The sequence below is a fragment of the Thermococcus sp. JdF3 genome (assembly GCF_012027495.1).
Lineage (GTDB): Archaea > Methanobacteriota_B > Thermococci > Thermococcales > Thermococcaceae > Thermococcus.
Genome location: NZ_SNUK01000004.1, coordinates 117,718 through 142,214 on the forward strand (window position 1 = coordinate 117,718; position 24,497 = coordinate 142,214).

Here is a 24,497-nt window from a genome sequence, read left to right on the forward strand (position 1 = left end):
AGTGGCAGAAGAACCCAGTGTGGATGTTGTTGAGATGGAGGAGGTCGTGATAGAGAGGACGAGAACCCTGCCCCCGAGGCTGGAATTCGTGGTTAAGGTGGCGGCGGTGCTCATCGGCCTGTACGAAATCCTGTTCATCTTCAACTTCAACTACACGCTCTACGACCTATTCCAGCGCCTCGGTGTGGAGCTGGAGTTCCTGAGGATAACGTTCCAGCCCAAGCAGGGCGAGGCCTTCGTTATGGCAATGCTGATGGTGATAACCTTCCTCCTCTACCCGATACGCAAGAGGGAGAAGTACTTCCGGAAGGTTTTCTCCTACGACTACATCATGGGCGCCGCAGGAGTGGTTTCAATGCTCTACCTGTTCGCGGTCTATGAGCGCTACATACTGACGTCATCCCTGAACCAGACCGATGTGATCTTTGGCCTGCTGGCCATAATAATGGTCATCGAGGCAACAAGGCGCGTCCTCGGCTGGGTTCTGCCCATGATAGTCGTCCTTTTCCTTCTCTACGGAATCTACGCCATCAACTACGACTGGACCCGCTTCGTCCAGCAGCTCTACTTCGACGAGGGAATCTTCGGAATCCCGTTCTTCGTCATGACGATATACGTCTTCGCCTTCATATTCTTCGGTGCCTTCCTGCTGAGGATAGGCGTCAGCGACTACATCACCGAGTTCATGATAAGCCTCTTTGGAAAGAGGCCCGGCGGCCCGGCTAAGTCTGCGGTCATCTCAAGCGCCCTCATGGGAACGGTCAGCGGTTCAAGCGTTGCCAACGTCCTCACCACGGGAACCTTCACGATTCCCCTCATGAAGAAGGCCGGCTACCCGCCGGAGATAGCCGGAGCCGTCGAGCCGGTCGCATCAACCGGCGGCCAGCTGATGCCGCCGATAATGGGTGCGGCAGCCTTCATCATGGCCGAGTTCCTCAACCTGCCCTATAACAAAATCATTATCGCCGCCGTTCTGCCTGCCCTGGTCTACTATGGAGGAGTTTACCTCTTCATAGACCTCGAGACCAAGAGGCTCGGCCTGAAGGGCATGGCCGCCGAGGCATTCAAGACGATGGCCTACTTCCTGCGCAAGCTCTACATCCTCCTGCCGATAGTCGTCATCACAGTTGCCCTCGTGTGGGGAATAGCGCCCCAGATAGCCGCCATATCGTCGCTCGGAGTTGCAATATGGGTTGCATGGATATCAAGGGATGAAATATACGGGAACGAGAAGCTCTACGTCGCCTTTGCACTGCTGGCAACGCTGCTGATGTTCCTGAGCAAGGACGTTGGAAAGCAGACTTCCATGGTTCTCCTGGCCATGTTTCTCCTGCTGGCCGCACTTGGGGTCATGAAGAAGGGTGTTGCATTCAACGAGAAGTTCTACATAACCTCGCTCTTCCTGCTGTTCATAGCCCTGACCAAGTACCTCGGAATGGGCAAGGAGCAGATAGTTCTCATGACCGGCGTCTTTGGGATAGTCTTCTCAATCCTCGTCGGCTACCGTTCGGCACTCGACAGCGGCAAGATGATGTACCGTGCGACCTACGAGGCCATGATAGACGCCGGCAAAACCAGCGTCAGCGTCATGCTCGCGGCCGCCAGTGCGGGCCTCATTCAGGGTGTTCTCACGATGACCGGTGAGCTTACAAACATCGGCTACCGCCTCATCAGCCTTACCCACGGAAACCTCTGGCTGCTCCTCCTGCTCACGATGGTCTTCAGCCTCATACTTGGAATGGGTGTCCCCACGACCGCCAACTATATCATCACCTCGCTCGTCGCCGCCCCGGCAATCTACATGCTGGTCAGGAACATCGAACCCTACAACCAGCCGGTTCCCGGCTACACCGTCCTCATAGCCATGCTCGCGGCCCACTTCTTCGTGTTCTACTTCGGAATCCTTGCGGACGTCACCCCGCCGGTGGCCCTCGCCAGCTACGCGGGCTCCGCAATCGCGGGTGGGGACTTCTGGAAGACGGCCATAAACGCGGTGAAGTACGCGCTGGCGGGCTACATAGGGCCGTACATATACTTCACCCACCCCGAGATGTTCCTCATAACCGTCTCGGAGTGGACCCCGGCGATGATCATCCGGGTGCTCTACTACCTGGTGGCAACGCTCTTCGTCATGTACCTCCTGGCGATAGCGCTGACCGGCTTCTACAGCACGAAGCTCAAGTCCTGGATGCGCGGGGTAATCGGCGTCCTCGGCCTGGCCGGTGTGACCCTGAACCCCATCGTCATAGGGGCAGGAGTCGTGGCGTGGCTTGGCCTGAAGTTCTACGGGGCGAGGTTCGAGAAGAGCGCCGCTTAGCCCTTCGTTTTTACTTTTCCATTTGCTGTCCTGTTCTGGAAAAGTTTGGAAATTGGAAAAAGCTCAGTAGAGCATGACCTCGAAGCCCAGCTCGCTAAGCAGATCCGCGAGCTCCTCGCTGTCCACGTAGACCAGCAGGTGATGGTTTCCGAGGGTACCGTCTATGAAGTCCATTGCGTCCTCTATGCGGAGTTTCATCTGGGTTCTGCATCTAAAGTTGCTGTGCTCCTGGCCGACCACCTCGACGCCGGCAACAACAGCCTTCCTTCCGCGTATCTTCAGGAGGCTGGCCTTCCCTTTGGGCAGCTGGACGTCGACGCCGACGCCCATGCCGCTCTCAAAGTGCGACCTGATGATGTACTTTCCGATGAGCGGTGCGGTGCAGTGGGCGAGGATTATGTGGCTTTCCCCGTAGTCGGCAATGTTGCCCATGAACGCCGGCTTGTCGAAGAAGCGCCTCGCTATCATCATACCTATGAGCGCGTTCAGCTCGCCCTCGCAGGCGGCCGGAATTCCCTCCGCGTTGAGCATCGCCAGGGCCAGGCAGGGCGTCGCCTTAAGCTTGCCTATCAGGTCGAAGCAGCCGATGGTAAAGCCGTCGAGCCTGTAGTCCTCCAGTATTCTCTTTATTGCGATGTATATCCTTCCAGCCTTCACCAGGTCCTCCCTGCCGGGCTCCTTTATCTCGATGGCCTTTCCGACGATTTCCTCCACGACCTTCCAGCCTTCCGCCTCGGTGGTGGCCTCGTAGTACTCGTAGAACTTCTTGAGGCTGATGCTGGTGTAGGGAAGCTCGAACTTCTCGTTGATGAGCCAGGGTGAGACCCTGCCGATTATGCCGATGCGCATCTTGAGGAACTTATCCAGAACCTCCTTCATGTCCTCGTATCCCAGAAGCGCCGCCTTCAGCTCGTTGAAGTCCTTCACCAGGGTGGACGGCACGAGCCTGTCCCTGAAGTACTCCCTGAGCTCGATTCCAGCGGCGAGGGAGTTGTTGAACGGGTCGCCGTAGATGACTATCGGCCGCCTGTAAACGAAGAACTCCTTCAGCGGGCCTTCTGTGCCACCGGTCAGCGGGTAGAGGACTATGGCATCAACCTCGTTGAAGTTGACCTCCTCCCTGGCCTCCTTGAAATCCCTCTTCGTGGAGATGAAGAACCCTCCAACAACCTCAAACTCCTTTGCGAGGCCTGTTATGAACTCCGAGGCTTTCTTCTCAAAGGCCTTCGGGTTCGCAAGCTCGCTGACTCCAAAAACGACTCCGACCTTCATGCTTTCACCTAACCGTTTTAAACTTCCGCGCTTAAATAAGCTTGTGGTGGTAGCGTGGCAATGCGGTTCGTCCTCGACACGAGCATCTTCGTCAACCCCGAGATACGGGGAAAGTTCGGTGACAGTCCAACCGAGGCGATGCGGGCTTTTCTGGACTATGCCGAGAAGCTCTTCGGTAAAATAGAGTTCTACATGCCCCCGGGCATCTACAGGGAGGTTATGCATTTCGTCGATGAGGAGGAGCTCCTTCCCGAGGTCGAGCTGTACATAATCAAAAAGCCCCCGAACGTTCACGACATCAAAATCCCTGCCTTCGTCGTCTATGAGCTGATAGACGACATCCGGCGCAGGATCGACAAGGGACTCCGCGTCGCCGAGAAGGCCGTTCGTGAGGGTGTAATTGAGACGGACAACGTGGACAGGATAATTCAGAAACTCCGCAGAAACTACCGCAAAGCCCTCCGTGAGGGCATCGTGGACAGCAAGGAGGACTTTGAGCTGATTCTTCTCGCAAAGGAGCTCGACGCCACGATAGTCTCCGCCGACGTCGGCATACTCACCTGGGCGCAGAAGATGGGCATTAAATGGATAGACGCGGCCAACTTCAGGGAGGTCCTTGAGGGCTTGGTGGACAAACTGGGGGAAGGGAAAAATTTATAAAGCCTCGACTGCATCGTATCATCGACGCCCCGGTGGCTCAGCCTGGTGGAGCGGCCGCTTGGTAAGCGGCAGGCCGCGGGTTCAAACCCCGCCCGGGGCTCCATTCTACAAACTTTTGCTCTGCAAAAGTTTGATCAAAAGTTTGTGATTCCTTTTGAAAAAAGCGTGCTTTGAGTGGATTTCTCTGAGGACTGCTTTTTGGGCGGAATTGATTCATTCCAAGGGGGTGTTCCAGGAGGGTTCAAGCGTTTTTGGCGCTCCTTCGGAGCGCGGTTCAAGTGAAACCCGCGTGAAAAAGTTTTATTTTCGATGACTCAACCTTCTAAAGGCCAAGTTTGGACTTGAAATCCCATCTGCAAATGAGCCTTAAAGGGAATCACAGACTTTTGGTCAAGCTTTGCGCAAGCAAAGGTTGCCGGGGGGCTACCGCCCCCACGCCCCCTGAAACTTTGCCCTGCAAAGTTTCACCAGCAAGCTTTAAGAAAGTTTGAGAAAGCTTGACTAAGAGGGTACCCTTTCCCGCATTTTTGAGATGTTAGCCGTGCATGATTTGACTGTAGTTTTAACGAGGTTTAACTGTTGAACAGGGCCTCTTTAATGGTTCACTTCATTTTTAGCGTCCGAAGGACGCCTTGTGGAGAGTGGAACACTGCAAACTGTCAGTTGAGAACAAACCCCGTGAAAAACAAGCAACTTTCGGGATTGCACGCACTCTTCCGCCAGCGCTTCGTAGGAAGCGAAGCTTCCCGACGTGTTGAGGCAAAGCCTCAACATGCGGAGCAAAGGGCTGTTATGGTGGGGCCGCCGGGATTCGAACCCGGGTCACGGGCTCCCAAAGCCCGCAGGATGGACCAGGCTACCCTACGGCCCCCCGCGGTAGTGCATTGAGAGGTTCCTTATTAAGCTTTTCGATGGCGCCTCTCCTGAAAGCCCGCTCCGCAGGATTTTTATAATCCACCTGCCTATCGCCTCAAGGTGTCGTCATGGTCACGCTCATCATAGCGGAAAAGCCCAACGTTGCCCGTAAAATCGCCTATGCGTTAGCGGAAGGCAAACCCGTAAGAAAAACGATAGGGAAGGTAGGTTACTACGAGTTCACCCGCGACGGGAAGAGGATAATAGTCGCCCCTGCCGTGGGCCACCTCTTCTCCCTCGCCCCCAAGGTGAAGACCTACGGTTACCCCATCTTCGACATCGAGTGGGTACCGGTCTATGTCGCTGAAAAGGGCAAGAGCTACGCGAAGGACTACATCAAAGCCCTGGCCGCGGTTGCCAAACAGGCGGATGAGTTCGTGGTGGCCTGCGACTACGACACGGAGGGTGAGGTCATCGGCTACACGGCTCTCAAGTACGCCTGCGGCGTTGACCCCGCCAGGGCGAAGAGAATGAAGTTCTCGGCCCTGACGAAGAAGGACCTCCTCAAGGCCTGGTACAACCTCGAACCGACGATAAACTTCGGAATGGCGGACGCCGGAATAGCGCGCCACGTCCTCGACTGGTACTGGGGAGTCAATCTCTCCCGCGCCCTCACCTCGGCCATAAAGCGCGCCAGCGGCAAGTGGCAGGTTCTCTCCACCGGCCGCGTCCAGGGTCCGACCCTCAAGTTCCTCGTTGACAGGGAGAAGGAGATTCAGAACTTCAAGCCCACACCGTACTGGGTAATAAAGATGCTCCTCGAGAAGAACGGGGAGCAATACACCGCCGTCTATGAGAAGGAGCGCATACTCGATGAAAACGAGGCGAAGCGCATCGTTGAAGAGGCTAAAAAGGGGCCGGCCTTCGTCGAGAAGGTTGAGGTGAAGCAGCAGAAGAGGAATCCGCCGGTACCCTTCGACCTTGGAACCCTGCAGAGGGAGGCCTACTCCGCCTTCGGTTACTCCCCGAAGAAGACCCTGGAGATTGCTCAGAAGCTGTATGAGAAAGGCTACTGCCTGCATCCGGACTCCCTCATTCCAACCCCGGGTGGAGTGAAGAAAATCAAAGAGTTGCCCAAGGAGGGTGAGGTGTTTGCCCTTGACTTTGATTTGAAGTTATCAAGGGCCAGGTACAGGCTCCTTGAAAGGGATGCGAATGAGCCCATGTACAAAGTTACCCTCAGCGACAGAACGGAGCTTTATCTTACGGGAGACCATCCCGTTCTGGTTTACAGGAATGATAGGCTCATATTCGTGCCTGCGGAGGAGCTCAGAAATGATGATCAGGTGGTCCTTCTCATAAACCGTAAGGATTTCCCTGATGGAAATAAAACCCCAACACTGTTTGATTTCGTCCTCAAAAACGCCTCGTCAATGAAGGACTATGTTCTCTACGAACCTTCCTTTGGAACGGTCTTGAGGGAAAGAATAAAGAACGCCGAATTGAAGGTGGAGATCCTATGGAAGTTTAAAATCAGAGAACCGACGTACCACAAATACCTTCGGGGCAAAATGCCGGTTCCGATTTTCAGGTTCCTCATGGGGAGGGGAATAATCTCGGAGAAGGAGGCCAGAAAGATTTTCAGAGGGTTTTCATACGGTACCTCATTAGCATCGGTTTCGTTCGACTTCAACGAGGACTTCTGGTATCTGTTCGGCTTCGTCGTTGGGGACGGCCATCTAGATAGAGAGAGCCAAATAACGATTTCGGCCAAGGAGAGGACGGGGGAGACAGTAAAAGCGCTCCGGGAAGTTGCGGAGTCCCTCGGCGTTCCCTTTGCGTACGATGGAAAATACAAGCTGATAATCCTGCGTAGCAAGTCCCTTACGAGGCTGTTTGAGCTCCTTGGCTGTCCCTATGGGAACAAAACCGAAATATTCGAGATTCCCGGTGAGATAATGGCAAAGTCCCAATGGATGGCCTCTTTCCTGGCTGGCTACTACGATGCGGACAGCCACATTGGGACGAAACCAACCGGTGGCGGGAAATCCATGTCCCCGCAAATCGTTCTGACGTCCAAGAACAGGGGGGCAATATACACCGTCAAGCTCATGTGGCAGCTCCTCGGCGTTGGCACGTACCTGTGGGAGAAAAAGGACAGTCGGGGCAATTTAGTGGCGTACGAACTTAAGGTTTACTCCCGCGATGCACTCAGGTTCTACAAGGTCATGAAGGATTACCTGAAAGTGAAGAGTCGGGACCTGGAGAAGGTTCGGAAGGTTGCGATTAGGAGGAGAAAGGTGTATTCCCATCATTACAGCGTTCTCAGAGTTGGGGACTGGAGCGGGAAGTTAAGAACCGACAACGCTCTCTGGAAAAAGTTTGACATGTCCAACCAAACTGCTCACGGAAGTGGAATAAGCCTCGACAAGCTCGAAAGAATCAGGGATTACCTGACCGATGACGACCTCCGCAGGATTGCCACAGGAGACGTTTACGTGCTTGGGATAAAGTCCATCGAGAAGTTCCACTACCGCGGCAAGGTCTACGACCTCGTTGTTGAGGAGTATCACAACTTCATTGCCAACGGTGTCGTCGTTCACAACTGTTCCTACCCCCGCACCTCCTCGCAGAAGCTCCCCAAGAACCTCAACTTCCGCCCCATTCTCCAGAACCTCGCCAAGCTGCCTGAGTACAAGCCCTTCGCCCACGAGCTCCTGGGCAAGGAGCGGCTCAAGCCCGTCGAGGGCAAGAAGGACGACCCCGCCCACCCGGCGATCTATCCCACCGGCGAGCTTCCAAAGCCGGGTGACCTCACGAAGGATGAGCGGAACATCTACGACCTCGTGGTCAGGCGCTTCCTGGCCCTCTTCATGGAGCCGGCCGTCAGAGAGATAATGAAGGTGGTCATAAACTCCAACTCCAACCGCTTCATCCTGGGTGGAGCGAGGACCGTGAAGGAGGGCTGGCTGAAAGTTTACGGTAAGTACGTCAAGTTCGACGAGGTGATCCTCCCGGCGTTCAAGGAGGGCGAGCCGGTCAAGGTCATCCAGATTAAGCGCGAGAAGAAGAAGACGAAGCCCCCCGCGCGCTATTCCCCCGCGGCGGTTATCAAGAGGATGGAGGATCTCGGGATTGGTACCAAAGCCACGCGCGCCCAGATTCTGGAGACCCTTTACAGCCGCGGCTACATCGAGGGCAAGCGGAAGATAAAGGTCACCCCGCTCGGCATGCGCGTCGTTGAGGCCCTGGAGAAGAACGTGCCGGATATAGTGAGCGTCGAGCTGACGAAGGCCTTCGAGGAGAAGATGGAGGAGATTATGGCGGGGAAGGCCGATAGGGAGGGTGTCATCGAGGAGAGCAAGGACCAGCTCATCAAAATCCTCCAGGTTTTCAAGGAGAAGGAGCTCGACATCGGAAAGATGCTCATGGAGAGTACTGGAACCGGGGCGACTACCTCAAAAACAGCCGCCAGGAAAGCCGGCGCGGTAAAGGAGCTCAGTGAGGAAGAGGAGAATGCGGTTAAAAAGGCCGTTGACAAAGGAGAGAGGAGGAAAGAGCCCCTCGTGGTAGGCAAGTGCCCCAGGTGCGGCGGCGATCTCGTGGTGAGATACAACCGGAAGACGGGCAAGCGCTTCGTCGGCTGCTCCAACTGGCCAAAGTGCAACGTCACCTACCCGCTCCTCCAGAGGGGGGAGATAATCCCAACCAACAAAACCTGCTGCGGCGGCGCGCCGGTGGTCAAGATACGCGAGAAGGGCCGCGAGTACGAGATATGCGTTGACATGAACTGCAGGGATTGGAAGCGATAGCCTTATCTTCCCTTTTGCGGAGTTCTTACCATGGACGAGTGGGAAAGGGCCGCCAGGGTTCTGCTCGACAATGCCCGAGAGTTCCTCGAAAGGTTGAGGGACGAGGTTAGGCTGAATGAGGTAACACTGACGAGCCTTCTTGAGGTTCAATCGACGTTCGTCCTCGGTTTGGCTGACGCGAGCCTCTACGCTTTCTCCCTTGGGCGGGATGATGTCATCGAGGGCTCCTACCGGCTGTTCCTTGAGGGGCTCGACGTCCTCAAAGCCGGCCACCTCCTGGTCAGCGAACCAGAACTTGACCTCTGGCTTTCTCCCCTCCGGGAGCTGAATCCTGATAGGGGTTTTTCCCTCGACAGGCGCTTCTCCCTCCTCGGCGAGCCGAAACCGACGATGGTCTGGGCCAACCGCGTCGTCCAGCTCAGAAACGCCCTCCATGGGATGCCTGTCAGGGATCCGCTGAGGAGCATCGGCTACGGGATAGAGGAGGGAGACAGACGCTTTCCCGTTCTCCTGAAGGCCGTCAGGAGGCTCTACACGCTATACCCGGCTTCGATCGATGAAACCGCCCGGCTTCTCGCCCTTGAGCTCGGCGAGGGACTCGACGGAGAGCCATTGGAGTGCTCTGACGGAACCTGCGAGGAGATAGCCGAGCTCCCAGACGTTTTGGCCTTCAGAAAAATGGTTTCCGGCGATGTGGAGCTGTACTACCTCATCGAGAACTCCAAAGGCCTACACTCCCCCTGGGGAAGCCTGAGCGTCGGGAGGGCAAGAGAGATAGTGGTGTTTTCAAGGAAGAAGGGAAAGGGGTTCAGGCTCAGAGAAGCTCCCTGAGGAGCTTTATTCTCCTCGGGCTGAGGATGACCTTCGGGTGCTTGAGGAGTGCCCTGATGACCTCTCCGTAGTCGCCGCCCGCTATCCTTTCTGCGTCGGCACCGCTGAGTATCTGGATGAAGAGGTCCAGGTCCTCGTCGCTGAGCTTCTCGGTGACCTTCCTGACCTTGAGAACCTTCTGAAGCCTCTCCCCATCGGTTTCCCACCATTCGGTCGTGTAGTTCCTGAGCAGTCCGAGGTTCTCCTCTTCGAGGGCCTTGACTATCCACTTGCTCGCTATCGTTCCTGCTTCCATGGCCTCGGCCATTCCCCCGCCGTGCATCGGGTTTACCTGCCTGGCAGCATCGCCGACCACGAGAACGTTGTCCTTGGCGAGTTCCTTGACAAAGCCGCCGACCGGGACAACGCCGACGTTCACCTCAAGGAGCTTCTTCGCTGGAATGTTGTTCTCCTTCAGCCATTTGTCGAGGTAGTACTTGGCCGTCTGCGGGTTGTCCGAGTTGATGCCAATCCCGACGTTGGCCCTGTCCTCGTCCTTCGGGAAGACCCAGACGTAGCCCCTCGGCGCTATCTCGTTGCCGAACCAGAGGTGTATCATGTCCGGGTCGTAGCCCTCTATGAGCATCTCGTACTCGTAGCTGGAATCGAACTCGTGCGGGGGGGCGTAGGTGTTTATGCCCGCCTTCCTCGCGATCGTGCTCTCCACACCGTCCGCCGCGACTATGACATCGGCATGAATTTCAACGGTCTCATCCTCGTGCCTGGCCTTGATGCCGGCTATCCTCCCGTCCTTCCTGATGACGTCCAGCGCCTCGGTTCTGGCGAGGACGTCGGCGCCGGCCTTTGCCGCGTAGTAGGCCAGCATCTTGTCGAAGACCTTCCTCTCGAGGATAACACCGCTGGCCTCTTTATAGCGGAGCTCAAGCTCGTATCCGCTGGGTGAGTAGAGCTTGGCGCCGTATATCTCGCGGTTTATGAAGCGCCTGTCGTAGGGGATGTCGTATTTTTCAAAGACTTTGATGCTTATGCCCTCGGCGCACTGTTTGGGCGTGCCGATGGCGGGCTTCTTATCGATGAGCAGAACCGAATACCCTGATTTGGCAACGTTCCTCGCCACTATCGGCCCGGCGATTCCGGCGCCGACAACGACGACGTCGTATTTCATCTCCTTCATTCGCTCACCTCCAGGGGTTCGGCGCTGAGCGCTCCAACGGGGCAGGCGCTGATGCATATCCTGCAGCTTATGCACTTGTCCTGGAGGAACTCCCAGCCACTGGAGTGAACCTCAATTGCGAGGGTGGGGCAGACGCCGGCACATCCCCCGCAGAGGTAGCACAGGTCTTCGTTCACAATGACTTTAATCTTCTCCGGCATTGCTTTCACCGCCAAGTTTTTGTTTGAGCCTTTCTTCGTCAATTTTAATGGTGCCGTCTTTTATTATTAACGGTACGAACCTGTCCAGCTCCTGGGCCTTGACCAGAACCTCCCTCTCCTTGAGGTTGAGCCTGTCGCTGAGCTCGTCAACGGTGGCCTCTCCGACGAGGAGAATGTAGTGCAGTATCGCGAGCTGGGTCATATCGCCGATCTCCGCCAGGTAACGCTCCTTTATCTGCTTCATGAGCACCTCGCGCCTGCTCTCAACTGCCTGAAGGGCCTTGAGAACCTTTTCAAGCTCCGAAGTCAGCTCATGGAATGAGTGAACCATGCCCAGAAGCGAGTCATGTTCCATAGGGATACCGGACAGGTCTATCCTGGCTTTTTCCAGGGATTCTTCCCCCAGGTCGAGTCCGCGGTACCAGAACAGGTTTGGAGTGACCGTGGCGACGTACGTCTTTGATATGGCTATGTCGTAGTATTTCCTGGCCGGGCCGATGAACGGGCCCTCCCTCTCGTAGGACTTCAATATCCCCTCGCGCTCCATGATTTTAAGGTGCTTTGCAACGGCCGTCGAAGAAACGCTAACCTTGCTGCTCAGGAAGCTGAAGTAACATTCGGTACAGGTGAGGTGGCTGAGCAGATCGCGCCTCACCTTGTTCCCCAGGATGTAAAAGATGTCCGGTTCAGTCATGACCCACACCACCCAGATCTGTGACGCAAAGCTTATATAGTGAACATTCAACCTTAGGTTGCAAACCTGGAGATTAAACTCCACGTGGTATTGTGCTCAAAACGTTATAAACCTTTAGCTATGGAGGTGTTGGAGATGGGACTGATTAGCGACGCTGACAAGAAGGTCATCAGGGAGGAGTTCTTCTCCAAGATGACGAACCCCGTTAAGATTATTGGATTCATAGGCAAGGAGCACTGCCAGTACTGCGACCAGCTCAAGGGGCTGGTTCAGGAGCTCAGCGAGCTCAGCGACAAGCTCACCTACGAGTTCCACGACTTTGACAGTGAGGAGGGCAGGAAGATAGCCGAGCAGTACAGGATCGACCGCGCCCCGGCCATCACTCTCACCCAGGACGGCAAGGACATGGGCGTCAGGTTCTTCGGCCTTCCGGCCGGCCACGAGTTCGGTGCCTTCCTTGAGAGCATCGTCGATGTTAGCAACGCGACCACCGATCTCATGCCCGAGAGCAAGGAGGAGCTTGCCAAGATCGACAGGGACGTCAGGATACTCGTCTTCGTTACCCCGACCTGCCCGTACTGCCCGCTCGCCGTCAGGATGGCCCACAAGTTCGCCATCGAGAACACCAACGCCGGCAAGGGCAGGATACTCGGCGACATGGTCGAGGCCATCGAGTACCCCGAGTGGGCCGACCAGTACAGCGTCATGGCCGTGCCGAAGATCGTCATCATTGTTGATGGCGAGGACAAGGTTCAGTTCGAGGGTGCCTACCCCGAGAAGATGTTCATGGAGAAGCTCCTCGCGGCCCTCGAGTGAGGGTCTCTTCTTTTCTCCGTTTTGGCTCATATTTTGTGCCCTCTTCCAGATCCCTCCCGGGATGTTTTTTCATCCCCGTGTTAATGTGCACCACTCAGTGGGTGTGACTTCGCACGGAAAAGTTATAAATCCCCCCGCCCAGCCCATACCGGGGGAGCCAATGGGCATGAGAATCGGCGGTGTGAACGTTCATTTCAGCGGGGAACTTGACGATGGCTTTGAGAGGGCTTTCAATGGGGTTTTTGCACGGCGCTATCTTCCGGATGTTGAAGAGAGTTCCGGGGAACCTCACGTTGTGGTGGAGCGCTTTAAGGGCGACGAGTTCAGGGTCTTCAGTGCGGTCTATGATCACATGGGGCGCGACGAGTACAAGATAGAATCACGCGTCCCGTCCGCCTACGGAAACGAGGCGCCTATATTCTTCATACTCCAGGCGTCGGCCAGAGCCGCGGCCAGGGCCGGCAGGATGTTCATAACTGACTCCGTGGGCGTCATGGCCTCCAACGGGAAGGCGGTGCTCTTCGTTGGATACCCTCACACCGGAAAGAGCACCATGTCGGTTCTTGCGATGGCCAGAGGTCTGCCGGTTCTCAGCACGGAGAACACCGTCGTTGAGGTTCGCGACGGAAAGCTCTACATCGTCGGAGGAACCGAGGTTCTTGTCTATGACCCCCGGGTGGAGGGCATCTACGGCATTGAGGTGCCCTACGATGAGCAGACGAGAAGCGGCTACAGGATAACGGACCTCAGAAAGGATGCCGGCAGGAAGAGGCTCCTGGAGCGCGGCGTCGAGATCGACATGATAGTCCTCCTTCACGCGGCGTTCAACTGCATGGAGGCAAGTTTCTCCACAATAAAGGGCAGGAAGGTCAGGAAAACGCTCTGGTACTTCTCAACGGCCCTCATGAAGGGCCTCGACTACTACGAACCCTCACCCCTCCACGTCCCGGTGAGCGAGGAAATAGGCAGGAATCTGCGGCTGTTCCTGGAGACCGCCTCCGAGAACTATTCCGGCAGAATGTTTGAGGCCTTCGGAAACCACAAGGCGGTTTTTGACAGGGTCTTTGAGATGGAGCTTGCGCAGAGGGAGTAGCTTCTGATCCTCTATTTTCAATACCTCTTAGGGTCTTATTGTCCGGGGGACGTTCCGTCCCCCACACCCCTCGAACTTCCGCTGGGGTTTTATAGAGTTTCAATTCTCCTAGAGTCTTATTGCAACCGATATTTGGTGGAAAAAAGCTAAGGTAGGTGATGGCCTTTCAATTCTCCTAGAGTCTTATTGCAACCTTCTCGACTGGAGTTTCAGGGTTAACTATTGCCTCTTTCAATTCTCCTAGAGTCTTATTGCAACCCATGTCGCGCTTCGCCACAGCGTCCTTGATGCACTGCTTTCAATTCTCCTAGAGTCTTATTGCAACCCATGTCGCGCTTCGCCACAGCGTCCTTGATGCACTGCTTTCAATTCTCCTAGAGTCTTATTGCAACCAGCCAACCAGTACTCCGCCATGCTCAACAACCGCACTTTCAATTCTCCTAGAGTCTTATTGCAACGTCCAGAGCGACATGACTCTAAACATCGAAATGTATCCTTTCAATTCTCCTAGAGTCTTATTGCAACTGGTCAGGGCCCTTAGAGCAGGTCTTCGGAGTACTACTTTCAATTCTCCTAGAGTCTTATTGCAACGGGACGGGGATCTACGGAATCCCTGACACAATTGCTACTTTCAATTCTCCTAGAGTCTTATTGCAACCCTCGGACGCGGCCCATCTCAGAACTTCCCGCGTCACTTTCAATTCTCCTAGAGTCTTATTGCAACTAGTCTGCCCGCACCGGCTAGTCTGCCGGCATCGTTCTTTCAATTCTCCTAGAGTCTTATTGCAACTGTCAGTTCGCACCCCTTTATGGGGTTGGACATGATACTTTCAATTCTCCTAGAGTCTTATTGCAACTGGACATCAGGCCTGTGTATTATGTTATACCCCTCGCTTTCAATTCTCCTAGAGTCTTATTGCAACTATTGCAACGAACTCATACGGCTTTCCGACTTCGAACGCTGAAAGCCTTTCAATTCTCCTAGAGTCTTATTGCAACACGAATATAGGTATGAGGTTAGTTTGATATTTGAGCGCCTTTCAATTCTCCTAGAGTCTTATTGCAACGGTTACATCTTCACATTTACCGGGAAGGGCCTCACTATCTTTCAATTCTCCTAGAGTCTTATTGCAACCAGGCCCTCAGCGGCCAGCACCCGTTCACCCGGCCCACTTTCAATTCTCCTAGAGTCTTATTGCAACCTCATCCTCTTCAGCCCTCTCAGTTCGTATTGCGTCTTTCAATTCTCCTAGAGTCTTATTGCAACAGCGAAACCGACGAATGACCTCATGCTTTCACCTCCTTCTTTCAATTCTCCTAGAGTCTTATTGCAACGACGATCATCAGCGATATAGACCTCGACGCGGTTCTGCCTTTCAATTCTCCTAGAGTCTTATTGCAACGAAAATAGTCGAATTCCTCCGCTTCATCTGGAGGGTCTTTCAATTCTCCTAGAGTCTTATTGCAACCGAAAGGTTTATAAAGGTTGGATGTGTAGATAGTATCTTTCAATTCTCCTAGAGTCTTATTGCAACGAAGGTTCTCCAGGTTAAGATGTTGAACTCTGAGATTCGCTTTCAATTCTCCTAGAGTCTTATTGCAACCAGGACGAAAAAACCGTTAAATTCGCGAAAGAACTTGCTTTCAATTCTCCTAGAGTCTTATTGCAACGCAATATTCTTTTTCAGAACAAGATGCATATGAGCATCTTTCAATTCTCCTAGAGTCTTATTGCAACAGGAGTTGGGCAATGTTATTAATGTCCCTTGTAACACCTTTCAATTCTCCTAGAGTCTTATTGCAACCCTCGCACTCCATGCTGAGCTTCCATGAGCGCGCCCACTTTCAATTCTCCTAGAGTCTTATTGCAACGCCGCCGAGTAGATTTAGACGGAGGCGATAAAATGCTTTCAATTCTCCTAGAGTCTTATTGCAACGAGTGAGGAGAGGCTTCGTGAGGCTTTTAGGGAACTCTTTCAATTCTCCTAGAGTCTTATTGCAACATGGAAGGGGGCCGAGGTCACCACCCGCGAGCTCGACCTTTCAATTCTCCTAGAGTCTTATTGCAACGAGGGAACGCTTTTGGGCAGGGGTTTTGTCTTCCCCTTTCAATTCTCCTAGAGTCTTATTGCAACTGAGCTGTTGGACTTCCTTTTTCAGCTTCTCGTTCTCTTTCAATTCTCCTAGAGTCTTATTGCAACGACAGTCGCGGCGGTTGAAGAGTCCGAGGTTGTCAAGCCTTTCAATTCTCCTAGAGTCTTATTGCAACTACTCGTCGATGAACTTGCCAGTCACGCCAATGCTGCTTTCAATTCTCCTAGAGTCTTATTGCAACGACAAGCTCCTCAGCGAAGTTGATGCCCGCCTCGCTGCTTTCAATTCTCCTAGAGTCTTATTGCAACAAGCGGTCGTAGTCGTCCTTTATGTCCGGGAGGAAAACACTTTCAATTCTCCTAGAGTCTTATTGCAACAGATTTACTTTAAGGAAGCATACACCCTCAACGGCGCTTTCAATTCTCCTAGAGTCTTATTGCAACTATTTCGGATTATCCTCGCGAGGCGACGCTTTTCGACTTTCAATTCTCCTAGAGTCTTATTGCAACAGGGCGGCTTTTACTTTCTTTTGCCCTACAAAGGAATAAGATGCGTTTATTTTTATAAGCCTTTCTTTGGAGGGGGCTTTGGGAAGCCCTCCGGGATCTTCAAGCCGGGCCCTATTTGGAGCTTCACGCCCCTGTGGAGAACAGCATAGGCTCGCCTGGGCAGACCCCATCTGTTCATTCGTGAGTTCCAGGGCTTTCACATCAACCCTCTGGCCTAAATCGTGGGTTAACTAACTTTAATCAACCAAATATTTTGTTCTATCGGGATATGGCTGGTTTTGAGGACCTTTACGGCTTTCTCCCACGTTCCGAAAAAATTTCGTCATGTTTCAGCAAAAACAAGTAACAAAATGGTACACACTAACCTGCAGTTATTTAAGGCCTCCTGAGAGCTAACCGGCCGGCGTTTTTGGATATGCCCCCGGAACCTGGATTTCCTGCGCATTTTGAACGTTTGAACGTGATACGGCACAATCGCAACCCCTAAAAGCTTCGGCTCTGTACTCTCCGTGGTGGTGCCATGTACGTGGTCATAGTCTACGACGTCGCGGTTGAAAGGGTTAACCGGGTCAAGAAGTTCCTGCGCCAGCACCTCCACTGGGTTCAGAACAGCGTCTTCGAGGGAGAAGTCACCAGAGCGGAGTTTGAGAGGATAAAGGCCACCCTTCAGGAGCTGATTGACGGGGACGAGGATTCAATCGTCATCTATAAGCTCCGCTCCATGCCGGCCAGAGAGGTGATGGGAGTGGAAAAGAACCCGATGAGTGATGTCATTTAGACTCCACGGCATCGCATATCGGTTTAAAGAGGCACTCCTCACATTCCCGTTTCCAGCGCGGCTTTATCCACTTCGGAAACCTGCCCTCTTCGAGCTGTTTTACTCCATTGATGACAACCCTTGCCCTTCTCAGCATCTTCTGGAACTGCTCCTCATCCCGCTCCACCTGAAACGGCTTGAAGTTCATCCCGTTTTTGTCAAAAACGTAGATGTAGCCCCTCTCCTTCCCCATCATGTTGAGGTACGCGTTGAGCTGTTCAACCGCCAGCCTGGGCGGCTCTTCCATCTCCTCGGGCCCCTTCGGGCTCTCCTCGTCTCCGGCGGTAAATCCGCGGAACTTGAACTCCAAAGGGTAGTCGCCCTTGACGGCATCGATCCTCCCCACGAGCTTCCAGCCCTCGTCCAGGGGATACTCGACCGGGGCCTCAAACTCTATGTCATCCCCGCTCACGGCGTTTCCCAGCCATTCGTGGAGGACGCTGCCGACGAGCATCTCCCCCGTCCTCTCGTACTTGAACGTCCCGAGATACACCGATAGGGCCGCCTTTCGGAGGCAGAAGCTCAGAGAGGTCACCCATATCTTCCGCTCCGGCGTCTTTCCTGTTATTGCATTCCGGATCCTCTCGTTGAACTCTTCAATCTCCTCGGGATACTCCATCTACATCACCTCTACCATACCAAACCCGTGGGTGTTCCTCATCCCAAGCCCTATGTCCCAGGCAACGCGGAGAAACTCCTCATCTCCCCACATCCTGAACTCGAACTCCCACGCCCTGACATTCATCCCTTTGATCCTGAACATCTTGCTCCTCACATTCCGGAGGAAGACCTCAATCCCGAAGTCCCCCTCGTGGGGCTCCCCGTGGACCATCAGGTACTTCTCGCGGAGGTTCCTGAAGACCAGCTCCTTCCACACGGCAGGCTCGTCCTCAAAGGGACTGTTCTGCTGGCCAACTGGCGAGAGGTCCCAGCTCCTGAAACCGTTCGGCGGGCCGTTGTGGTAGACGCTCACGGGAGAGAGGGTTCGGAACCTCCTGTCCGAGAGCCTCCCGGGTGTTTTTACGGTTTTGATTTCCGCCTCAAGGAGCCTCCTCCCACCTATGTGGAGTTCTCCAGCTCCAGAGCCGAGTCCGTTCACGAGGGCTTCGAGGACTGGCCACGCGGAGGAACCGACGAAGAGCCTGATCCGCCCCTGCTCGACGAGTAGGCCTTTCTCCGTCTTCTTTACTTTCCCCAGGGGAAGGAGCCGTGAGGCAACGAACTTGACATCCTTCTTGTTGGTGTGTATTCTCTTGGAGATTCTTTCGTCTCCGAGTTCAATGGCGTGGATTAGAAAGGAGTAGAGGGAGCGGGGATAGTTGTAGGGTATGAGGAAGGGTTCCTCAAAGTGGAGAAGGAGTTCAAGTCTCATCGATGAACGCCCCTATCCCCTCAATAATCACGGCGTGTGGGGTGATTCCAGCTCGCTTTCCAGCTCTCAGGCCCTGATAGAGCCCCTCCGGTCTGCTGTTCAGCACGGCATCTATCATCGTCAGCACAGCTTCGCTCTCCTTTCTCAGGAGCGCATCAAAGAATCGTATTGCGCGGTAGGTGCTCCTTCTCTTGAGTTCCCAAAGAAAGTCCATGAGCTTTCCCACGTCCTCCTCACCGTAGGTTCTTATTGCCTGGTTGTTGGTGGACCTGTCGAGTTCCAGGGTGTATGACCTGATGACGAAGGGCTTTCTCGTTATGGTCTCAATCGCCCCGATGCTCTCAGTGTGGAGCAGGTGATACAGCAGTGCCAGCCGGCGGTTTGAGAGGTAATCCCTTTTGCCCTCGTAGTAATGAGCACTGGTTTTCTTCAGGTCCTTGAGGGCGAGTAGTTCAATTGTGGTGAGGCTCTCTTGAGGTGCCATCTGGTATATGTGCACCCATGTCCTGCTTCCCTTGGTGTACCTCACGTAGGGGGTGTAGAAGTGGAAGCCTACCCAGGAGAGGGCGTAGCTTAGGGAGTCCACCTTTAAGGGGTTGCCTCCCTGGACCCCCATGTATCTGGGCAGGAACTTGCCAGCTGATGGCATTAGAGTGATTGGAACTGGGTACTTTCCGCCCTTCCATTTTTGCTCCTTCAGTTTTACGAGGACCTCTCCCAACCTGGAGGGGACGCTGTCCCAGTAGGCGTTGTTTATGTTGGCCCCAGCGCTGAAGTCGGCGTCGCTTATTACCTTCGTGCCCTCCTTGGAGCGATGCTGGCCGAGGGCGTAGTGCAGGGATAGCATCTCTCTGAGTGCGTCGCTCAGTCCCTTCCTGAAATCCCCGTCTCCTTTGATCTCGTAGCCGTTTCCCTTTGGAATGAGAGTTACTGCCCTTGCGTCCCCCCTGATAAGGGCCTCAACGTAGCCGTAGGCAACGTAAAGGTCGAAGACCTCGTCGATGCTTGGGGTTTGATACCTCTCCACTTAGACCACCCCCACCCACTCCGCCTTAAGAACTTCAGCGAACTTTGGAGTGTCGCCCACCCTTTTTTCAGCCCCCTTGTAGTCGCACAGGACGAGAGGGATTAGCAGCGTGCCCACGATTAGCCTGAGCTTTCCTGTTTCGGGAAGGTGGCGGGCCATGACGCTGAGTTCCACCACCGTCCTGACGACATCATCTGCCGTTGCCTTTGGAACCTCAACCCTGACGCCGACGTGCCTTTCGAACATCTCCTTTAGGAATCCTTTGAGCTCAGGAACCGTCCCGTCAAAGTTTCTCAGCTTGTCGAGAACAACCTCCGCTGAAAGAGAGTCCCGCTCAACGTTGGCAACCTGCCCCATAAGTATCGGCTCATGGTGGAGCATGACAGCTAGTGAGCCCGCGAAGGCCGTTCTCTCATCGAATATTTCCGCGAGAATTTTCATCGCGTAGTAAGCGCTGACCAGCTCGTGCCGGAATCCGGCGAGAGTTGTCCTTCCCTCGAGATAATCCTGGTAAAGCTTTGCCCCCTTTCCCGAATCGTGGAGGATTATCAGGCTCCTCATCAACCTGTCAGCATCTTCCAAGCTCAGCTCAATACCGTAGGCCCTCATTGCCCTGATTATTGAAGGAAGGTACTTTCCTCTCACCTTTTCCCAGGCACTCAGCATTTCTTCAACGTGTCTTTGGAGGGTCTGCCCTCTGAATGCGAGAAGGCTCATGTCCTCACCTCCGCAAAGTCAAGCAGGGTCGCCTGCTTCTCCCCATTTGACCTCGAGCGATCACTCTTCTGTGCTCTTCTCGCTGAATTTTTAGCGTTAGAATCACCTGTCTGCTCTTTCTTGTCGTTCGCTTTTATTTCTCCTCCATTGAACAGGACGCCAACGCTGGGACTGTAGCATTCGCCTGACAGGACATAGATTGCGAAGGCCTGTGGACTTGTATCTTGGGTTTCGGTTAGAACCCAGTGGTACTTCCTCCTGCCGGAGTCCCATCTCCTCTTCAGTTGCCCCTTAATGCAGTTCTTCAGTTCGTCCCATTTACTCTTGAGTACGGAAAGGCTAACCCTGACTACCCTGTCGCTCTTGAAGTTAATGTCATTCTGCCTGTTTTCAGGGACGTAGAACATGGCGTAAAGCTCGGGCCTAGACCTCAACTCGTACTCGGGGGGAGCTGAGAAGAGCTTCAGCTCCCTGAAGTAGATGTAAGCCGAGTGGAACTCCCTCGGCACAAGGTTGTTGGCGTAATGGAACCTGTAAACCCTGTCAAGGGCATTCCTGGCGAGTCTGGCGTCGTAGAGGTATTCTTCCAGTGAATCAAGTTCATCGTGGGTCAGCATGAGCACCAGCGGATCGTACGGGGCCGCCTCGTACGGCACTACGAGCAGATCCTTCGGGGGCTTCTTTCTCTGACCGAGGTTCTGGATCGTTGAAGGGGTACCAACGTACCGGGTTTCTTTTTTCCCAGAGATGTCAAAGATTACTTTGACAACGCGCTTGTACTCCTTGTGGTTCTCAAACTCGACGAAAGGCTCAGTCTCGACTTTTCCCCCAATCTTCTTTTCGATTTCCTTCACAACTTCTGAAAATCCACGAACATTCGGGAAGTCCCCAACGTTCAACTCCTCAATCAGAACTATGGCCTCTCCTTCCTCGCCTTTCCTCCTCGCACAGCGACCTATGCGCTGAATTAGGGCATCTAAGGGGGCTATATCAGTCACGACGAGGCCGATGTTGGGGAGATCAAGGCCCGCCTCGACGACCTGGGTGGCCACTATCAGGGAAGCTCCGTCGAGGGCCCTCTCCTTCTTTTTCCTGTCCCCCACTGTGAACCTGCCGTGTATAAGGAGCGGTTTAACTCCAAGCTCCTCTGCCAGCTCGGAGAGCTTTAGGTAAGTCGAGACTGCCCTCTCAACCGTGTTCCTCACCACGAGAACCTTCTTGCCGTTCTTAAGGGCATTTTTTATGTCTTCAATCACGTTCCCGAACTCTCCCCTGGAGACCCGAACCTTTACTCGTCCCCTTTCGGGTTTCTTGCGGTCTTCAGGTTCAACACCGATGATGTCGGACTCACCGGCAATTAGCTTTCTGAGTTCCGTGGGAATAGTGGCGCTCATTATTACCACTGGAACGTTTGCTTCACTGAGCTGTTCCACAATGAGGGCAATGAGTCTCGGCATGTAGAGGCTCTCGTCCTGGTACATCTGGACCTCATCAAACACCACCAGCCCCTGGGCTATCGCCCCCGCCGGAAACGTGAACCTGTTACCCACTGTCCTGTGAGCGGCCAGTCCATAGAGAAAGGCGTCCCAGGTTGTCACCACGATTGGACCAAGAAAGGCGTGGGTGGGTTCAAGGCCGTACTCGACTACAACCATCTTCTCCGCTATTTCTTTGGCCTCATTCTCAGCCTTACCCTTAAGCACCAGCATCTTGCTCAGGAGGTTTCTTATTCTCTCGGCCTGCTTTTCAACAAGGGATCTGGTCGGCAGGACATAAACGAGCCTTGAAACTGCCCATGTTCCTTTGTAGACCTCAGCTAAAAACGGCATTACCGCCGCCTCGGTTTTTCCACCTGCAGTCGGTACCTCGATTATGACCTTTCCACCGCCTTGCATTATGTCCCTTATCCTCTTCCATGCCCTGACCTGGTAGTCGTAGGGTTCGTGTCCGGTTGTGAGACTAAAAAGCTTCTCCACGCTCAGTTCCCCGGAACCCATATTCCGAGCACCTCCCCGTCAGCTTCAATGGACCTTTCAACTTCTGGAACCTTGGGGGTTCTCTGGTAGTAGACCACGCGCCTCTTTCTCCTCTCCTCCAGTGGCACGTAGAAGGTTTCCTCTGTTTTCTCCCTTCTGCTGCCGTAATCTGGGGATACGAGCATCTTTTCCGTGAATACCTTGACCGCTCCACCGTCCCTGACCTTCCTGCTCAGCAGCTTGGAGACCTCGCCGTAGGGGACGTAGAAGGCCAGGGGGGCACCTCTATTCTCTGGCCTGGCGAAGCCGGCCCAAACGACGGTCGCGAGGCTTTCCGTGTCGCCGAGGACGTCAATCAGCATCGCGGCCTTCAGGTAGAGTTCCTTCTCTTCCTCTGACAGATCTCGGAATGTGTACGCGACGAGGAGTTCCCTTGTGAAGACGTACTCCCTCCTCATGGCATCGCTTTTTGTCATGGCTCGTTCCCAGTCATCCTTAGTCTTGAGTTTCTTTTTGTCCTTCACAGGTTCGAGGTTCCTCAGCCTCTTCAGCAGGAACGCGGTTTTCACCAGGGGTGATAATGGCGCCACTCCCACTGCCCTGGCGTCCACGAGCTTTTCGTCAATTTCTCCAAGCACTTTCTTGGCGACCTCGTCTAGTGACTCTCCTGAGGAACCCCTGAGCAGGACGATACCTTTGGCCAGGGCGCCCTTTAGTGCAGATGGTGAGGGAAGAATTAAAGACGCCCTAACCTGGAAGGACCGGCGTGCGACGGAGTAAAATGGAAAACGAAGGCGCACGAGGAGAACGTCCATTCATCCCTTCCCCCCGGTGGAGCCCTTTTCGATGAGTTCTACGAGTTTCTTCACAAGCTCCTCGACGGAAGAAACCTTTTCTGCGTCGTCCACGAAGTCCACGCCGTGGGCGAATGCCATTATATTGAACCCCAGCCTCTTCGCGTTCTCAACTATTGAACCGCTTGACTTAACGTAGTCTTCGTAGAAGCCGTGGACGAGGGCAGGGATTGGTTCCTCGCTCGCGACCGCTATGAACTCCTCAACCTTCATCAGCGGGAAGGAGCGTGCAAGGTTTGCACCGAGGTAGCCGCTGAGCATTGGAACCAATGCGAGTAGGGCGCTCCTGATTCTCTCTCTGCGCTCGTCAGGATCTATAACACTTCCTCCGGCGGTGTTTGACTGGGGAATCCCTACGAGGCCAAGGTCGAGAACGACGGAGAAACCGTACAGCCCCGTGGCGTACTCCCTGCTGAAGAGCATCTGTGCGGTTCCTTCCTCGGAGCTGCCAATGGCGCCTTTTTCATTAACATCAACGCGGTTGTGCTTTACGGCGCTTATCAGGCGCTCGCCCTCGACGGCCTTTATAAAGTCCTCTGTGGGGACTATGAACGAGGTCTTGACGAGGGAGACCCTCCTGACTCCGGTTTTTGGAGCAAGGAATCCGTGAACGTCGGCATCAGCAAAGTTGGTTATTACGGTTGATTCCTCTTTAAGTCCAATAGAGGTGCCATCAGCCTTCTCTGCAGTAGTTTCTCCCTGACCAAACCTTGTCCCGTTGTACCTGACGGCCCTCTTGGTCAGGTTGTTTCCGAACTGCGTCTTCCTGAAGTAATCAACGAAGCCCACGAAGTGCCAGTGCTTCACCATGTTGCCCGTTATTGCGGGAACCTCCACCACGGCCCAGCCACCCTCGGTTTTGACTGTCACCTTCGCCTTGGTGACCTCTATGTAGTTGCTTCCCCCTCCACCCTGGGCGTTGAGGGAGTGTGCGTTCAACCTAACCCTACCGCTTATCCGGACGTACATCATTCACCACCTCCAGCCTGATTGCCCTCTTTGGGGCAGTGGTTCCAGTAGGCAAAGGCCCACAGGGCCAGCTTGAGCGCGAGCCTGCGGAGTTCCTTTGGGCTGTTTGCGAGAGATTCAACCCTGTCTTCCAGCGCTTCGATATCTTTTTCCGAAGGCTTCCAGAAAGTGCAACCATTCTCGTGGGCCTTTTTCTCGAGCTTTGGGGCCAGTCTGAGGGCCTTGTAGACTCCTTCAAGAAGCTCCTCTCCGGTTCTGGCCTTGGCAATTCCATCGACGATGTCATAGGCGTACTCTCCAAAGGCATCATCAACCAGATAGCTCAGGTATCTCCCAATATTTTTGATCCAATCCTCCATTGGGAACACCGTACTAACCGTGGTGGAAGAACTATTTAAGTATTATTGCGGGAAGTTAAGTTAACTTTATTAACTATTT

The 24,497-nt window shown here is 54.1% G+C and carries 19 protein-coding genes, 2 tRNA genes and 1 CRISPR repeat array; of the genes, 8 read left to right on the forward strand and 13 right to left on the reverse strand.

What is annotated here, in order from left to right; genetic code table 11:
- Position 1: 1 nt before the first annotated feature.
- A complete protein-coding gene (locus tag E3E42_RS07690) occupies positions 2–2,317 on the forward strand; it encodes a TRAP transporter permease (protein WP_370519630.1) in 2,316 nt (771 codons plus the stop codon).
- Between the two features lie 63 nt (positions 2,318–2,380).
- Here E3E42_RS07690 and E3E42_RS07695 read toward each other — a convergent pair whose 3' ends face one another.
- Positions 2,381–3,589, reverse strand: a complete 1,209-nt coding sequence (locus E3E42_RS07695) for a hypothetical protein (protein WP_167903814.1) — start codon at positions 3,587–3,589, stop codon at positions 2,381–2,383.
- Positions 3,590–3,649: 60 nt separating this feature from the next.
- On the opposite strand from E3E42_RS07695, the gene E3E42_RS07700 reads away from it, so the two are divergent.
- Both E3E42_RS07700 and E3E42_RS07705 read left to right on the forward strand, forming a co-directional pair.
- Entirely contained in the window at positions 3,650–4,249 is a 600-nt protein-coding gene (locus tag E3E42_RS07700) for an RNA ligase partner protein (RefSeq protein WP_167904033.1), read from the forward strand.
- 26 nt (positions 4,250–4,275) lie between these two features.
- A tRNA-Thr gene (locus E3E42_RS07705) sits at positions 4,276–4,352 on the forward strand.
- Between the two features lie 690 nt (positions 4,353–5,042).
- Here the strand turns inward: E3E42_RS07705 and E3E42_RS07710 are convergent.
- A tRNA-Pro gene (locus tag E3E42_RS07710) sits at positions 5,043–5,120 on the reverse strand.
- Positions 5,121–5,232: 112 nt separating this feature from the next.
- Here E3E42_RS07710 and topA point away from each other — a divergent pair.
- Together topA and E3E42_RS07720 are read left to right on the forward strand one after the other, a co-directional pair.
- Complete coding sequence (gene topA, locus E3E42_RS07715; protein ID WP_167903816.1) at positions 5,233–8,916, forward strand: DNA topoisomerase I; 3,684 nt, start codon at positions 5,233–5,235, stop codon at positions 8,914–8,916.
- Positions 8,917–8,946: 30 nt separating this feature from the next.
- Positions 8,947–9,747, forward strand: a complete 801-nt coding sequence (locus tag E3E42_RS07720) for a hypothetical protein (RefSeq protein ID WP_167903818.1) — start codon at positions 8,947–8,949, stop codon at positions 9,745–9,747.
- Here E3E42_RS07720 and E3E42_RS07725 read toward each other — a convergent pair.
- Genes E3E42_RS07725 through E3E42_RS07735 form a run of 3 tightly spaced genes read right to left on the reverse strand, consistent with a single transcriptional unit; the run spans position 9,731 to position 11,815 of the window.
- Positions 9,731–10,921, reverse strand: a complete 1,191-nt coding sequence (locus E3E42_RS07725) for an NAD(P)/FAD-dependent oxidoreductase (protein WP_206206065.1) — start codon at positions 10,919–10,921, stop codon at positions 9,731–9,733. The genes E3E42_RS07720 and E3E42_RS07725 overlap by 17 nt on opposite strands.
- Complete coding sequence (locus E3E42_RS07730; protein ID WP_167903820.1) at positions 10,918–11,121, reverse strand: DUF362 domain-containing protein; 204 nt, start codon at positions 11,119–11,121, stop codon at positions 10,918–10,920. Before E3E42_RS07730 ends, E3E42_RS07725 begins: the two co-directional genes overlap by 4 nt.
- The gene (locus E3E42_RS07735) at positions 11,105–11,815 is read right to left on the reverse strand and encodes a transcriptional regulator (protein WP_167904036.1); all 711 of its coding nucleotides are present in this window, start codon (positions 11,813–11,815) and stop codon (positions 11,105–11,107) included. Before E3E42_RS07735 ends, E3E42_RS07730 begins: the two co-directional genes overlap by 17 nt.
- A 135-nt stretch (positions 11,816–11,950) precedes the next feature.
- Here E3E42_RS07735 and E3E42_RS07740 point away from each other — a divergent pair, with 135 nt between their 5' ends.
- The 3 genes from E3E42_RS07740 (at position 11,951) to cas2 (ending at position 17,105) form a co-directional block, all read left to right on the forward strand.
- A complete protein-coding gene (locus E3E42_RS07740; protein ID WP_167903822.1) occupies positions 11,951–12,631 on the forward strand; it encodes a thioredoxin family protein in 681 nt (226 codons plus the stop codon).
- 160 nt (positions 12,632–12,791) lie between these two features.
- Positions 12,792–13,724, forward strand: a complete 933-nt coding sequence (locus tag E3E42_RS07745; RefSeq protein WP_167903824.1) for a hypothetical protein — start codon at positions 12,792–12,794, stop codon at positions 13,722–13,724.
- Between the two features lie 15 nt (positions 13,725–13,739).
- A CRISPR array of direct repeats spans positions 13,740–16,327; the repeat unit is 30 nt; unit sequence CTTTCAATTCTCCTAGAGTCTTATTGCAAC.
- 520 nt (positions 16,328–16,847) lie between these two features.
- On the forward strand, positions 16,848–17,105 hold the full coding sequence (cas2, locus tag E3E42_RS07750; RefSeq protein ID WP_167903826.1) for a CRISPR-associated endonuclease Cas2: 258 nt from the start codon (positions 16,848–16,850) through the stop codon (positions 17,103–17,105).
- Here the strand turns inward: cas2 and E3E42_RS07755 are convergent.
- From E3E42_RS07755 to E3E42_RS07790, 8 genes are read right to left on the reverse strand one after another with little or no spacing between them, the layout of a single operon-like run.
- Entirely contained in the window at positions 17,098–17,763 is a 666-nt protein-coding gene (locus E3E42_RS07755) for a PD-(D/E)XK nuclease family protein (protein ID WP_167903828.1), read from the reverse strand. The genes cas2 and E3E42_RS07755 overlap by 8 nt on opposite strands.
- Positions 17,764–18,516: a CRISPR-associated endoribonuclease Cas6 gene (cas6, locus tag E3E42_RS07760; protein WP_167903830.1), complete on the reverse strand. Its 753-nt coding sequence runs from the start codon at positions 18,514–18,516 to the stop codon at positions 17,764–17,766.
- Positions 18,506–19,543, reverse strand: a complete 1,038-nt coding sequence (gene cas8a2, locus E3E42_RS07765; protein ID WP_167903832.1) for a type I-A CRISPR-associated protein Cas8a2/Csa4 — start codon at positions 19,541–19,543, stop codon at positions 18,506–18,508. Before cas8a2 ends, cas6 begins: the two co-directional genes overlap by 11 nt.
- Entirely contained in the window at positions 19,544–20,260 is a 717-nt protein-coding gene (locus E3E42_RS07770) for a CRISPR-associated endonuclease Cas3'' (protein WP_167903834.1), read from the reverse strand.
- Entirely contained in the window at positions 20,257–22,257 is a 2,001-nt protein-coding gene (gene cas3, locus E3E42_RS07775; protein WP_206206066.1) for a CRISPR-associated helicase Cas3', read from the reverse strand. The genes E3E42_RS07770 and cas3 overlap by 4 nt, the downstream gene beginning before the upstream one ends.
- Positions 22,239–23,051, reverse strand: a complete 813-nt coding sequence (gene cas5a / locus E3E42_RS07780; RefSeq protein ID WP_167903836.1) for a type I-A CRISPR-associated protein Cas5a — start codon at positions 23,049–23,051, stop codon at positions 22,239–22,241. Before cas5a ends, cas3 begins: the two co-directional genes overlap by 19 nt.
- A complete protein-coding gene (gene cas7a / locus E3E42_RS07785) occupies positions 23,052–24,059 on the reverse strand; it encodes a type I-A CRISPR-associated protein Cas7/Csa2 (protein ID WP_206206067.1) in 1,008 nt (335 codons plus the stop codon).
- Entirely contained in the window at positions 24,059–24,418 is a 360-nt protein-coding gene (locus tag E3E42_RS07790) for a hypothetical protein (RefSeq protein ID WP_167904040.1), read from the reverse strand. The genes cas7a and E3E42_RS07790 overlap by 1 nt, the downstream gene beginning before the upstream one ends.
- Positions 24,419–24,497 lie beyond the last annotated feature (79 nt).

Coding starts and splice junctions, on each gene's coding strand:
- E3E42_RS07695 (WP_167903814.1), bottom strand. CDS start 3,589: ATGAAGGTCGGAGTCGTTTTTGGAGTCAGCGAGCTTGCGAACCCGAAG.
- E3E42_RS07700 (WP_167904033.1), top strand. CDS start 3,650: ATGCGGTTCGTCCTCGACACGAGCATCTTCGTCAACCCCGAGATACGG.
- topA (WP_167903816.1), top strand. CDS start 5,233: ATGGTCACGCTCATCATAGCGGAAAAGCCCAACGTTGCCCGTAAAATC.
- E3E42_RS07720 (WP_167903818.1), top strand. CDS start 8,947: ATGGACGAGTGGGAAAGGGCCGCCAGGGTTCTGCTCGACAATGCCCGA.
- E3E42_RS07725 (WP_206206065.1), bottom strand. CDS start 10,921: ATGAAGGAGATGAAATACGACGTCGTCGTTGTCGGCGCCGGAATCGCC.
- E3E42_RS07730 (WP_167903820.1), bottom strand. CDS start 11,121: ATGCCGGAGAAGATTAAAGTCATTGTGAACGAAGACCTGTGCTACCTC.
- E3E42_RS07735 (WP_167904036.1), bottom strand. CDS start 11,815: ATGACTGAACCGGACATCTTTTACATCCTGGGGAACAAGGTGAGGCGC.
- E3E42_RS07740 (WP_167903822.1), top strand. CDS start 11,951: ATGGGACTGATTAGCGACGCTGACAAGAAGGTCATCAGGGAGGAGTTC.
- E3E42_RS07745 (WP_167903824.1), top strand. CDS start 12,792: ATGGGCATGAGAATCGGCGGTGTGAACGTTCATTTCAGCGGGGAACTT.
- cas2 (WP_167903826.1), top strand. CDS start 16,848: ATGTACGTGGTCATAGTCTACGACGTCGCGGTTGAAAGGGTTAACCGG.
- E3E42_RS07755 (WP_167903828.1), bottom strand. CDS start 17,763: ATGGAGTATCCCGAGGAGATTGAAGAGTTCAACGAGAGGATCCGGAAT.
- cas6 (WP_167903830.1), bottom strand. CDS start 18,516: ATGAGACTTGAACTCCTTCTCCACTTTGAGGAACCCTTCCTCATACCC.
- E3E42_RS07770 (WP_167903834.1), bottom strand. CDS start 20,260: ATGAGCCTTCTCGCATTCAGAGGGCAGACCCTCCAAAGACACGTTGAA.
- cas3 (WP_206206066.1), bottom strand. CDS start 22,257: ATGGGTTCCGGGGAACTGAGCGTGGAGAAGCTTTTTAGTCTCACAACC.
- cas5a (WP_167903836.1), bottom strand. CDS start 23,051: ATGGACGTTCTCCTCGTGCGCCTTCGTTTTCCATTTTACTCCGTCGCA.
- cas7a (WP_206206067.1), bottom strand. CDS start 24,059: ATGTACGTCCGGATAAGCGGTAGGGTTAGGTTGAACGCACACTCCCTC.
- E3E42_RS07790 (WP_167904040.1), bottom strand. CDS start 24,418: ATGGAGGATTGGATCAAAAATATTGGGAGATACCTGAGCTATCTGGTT.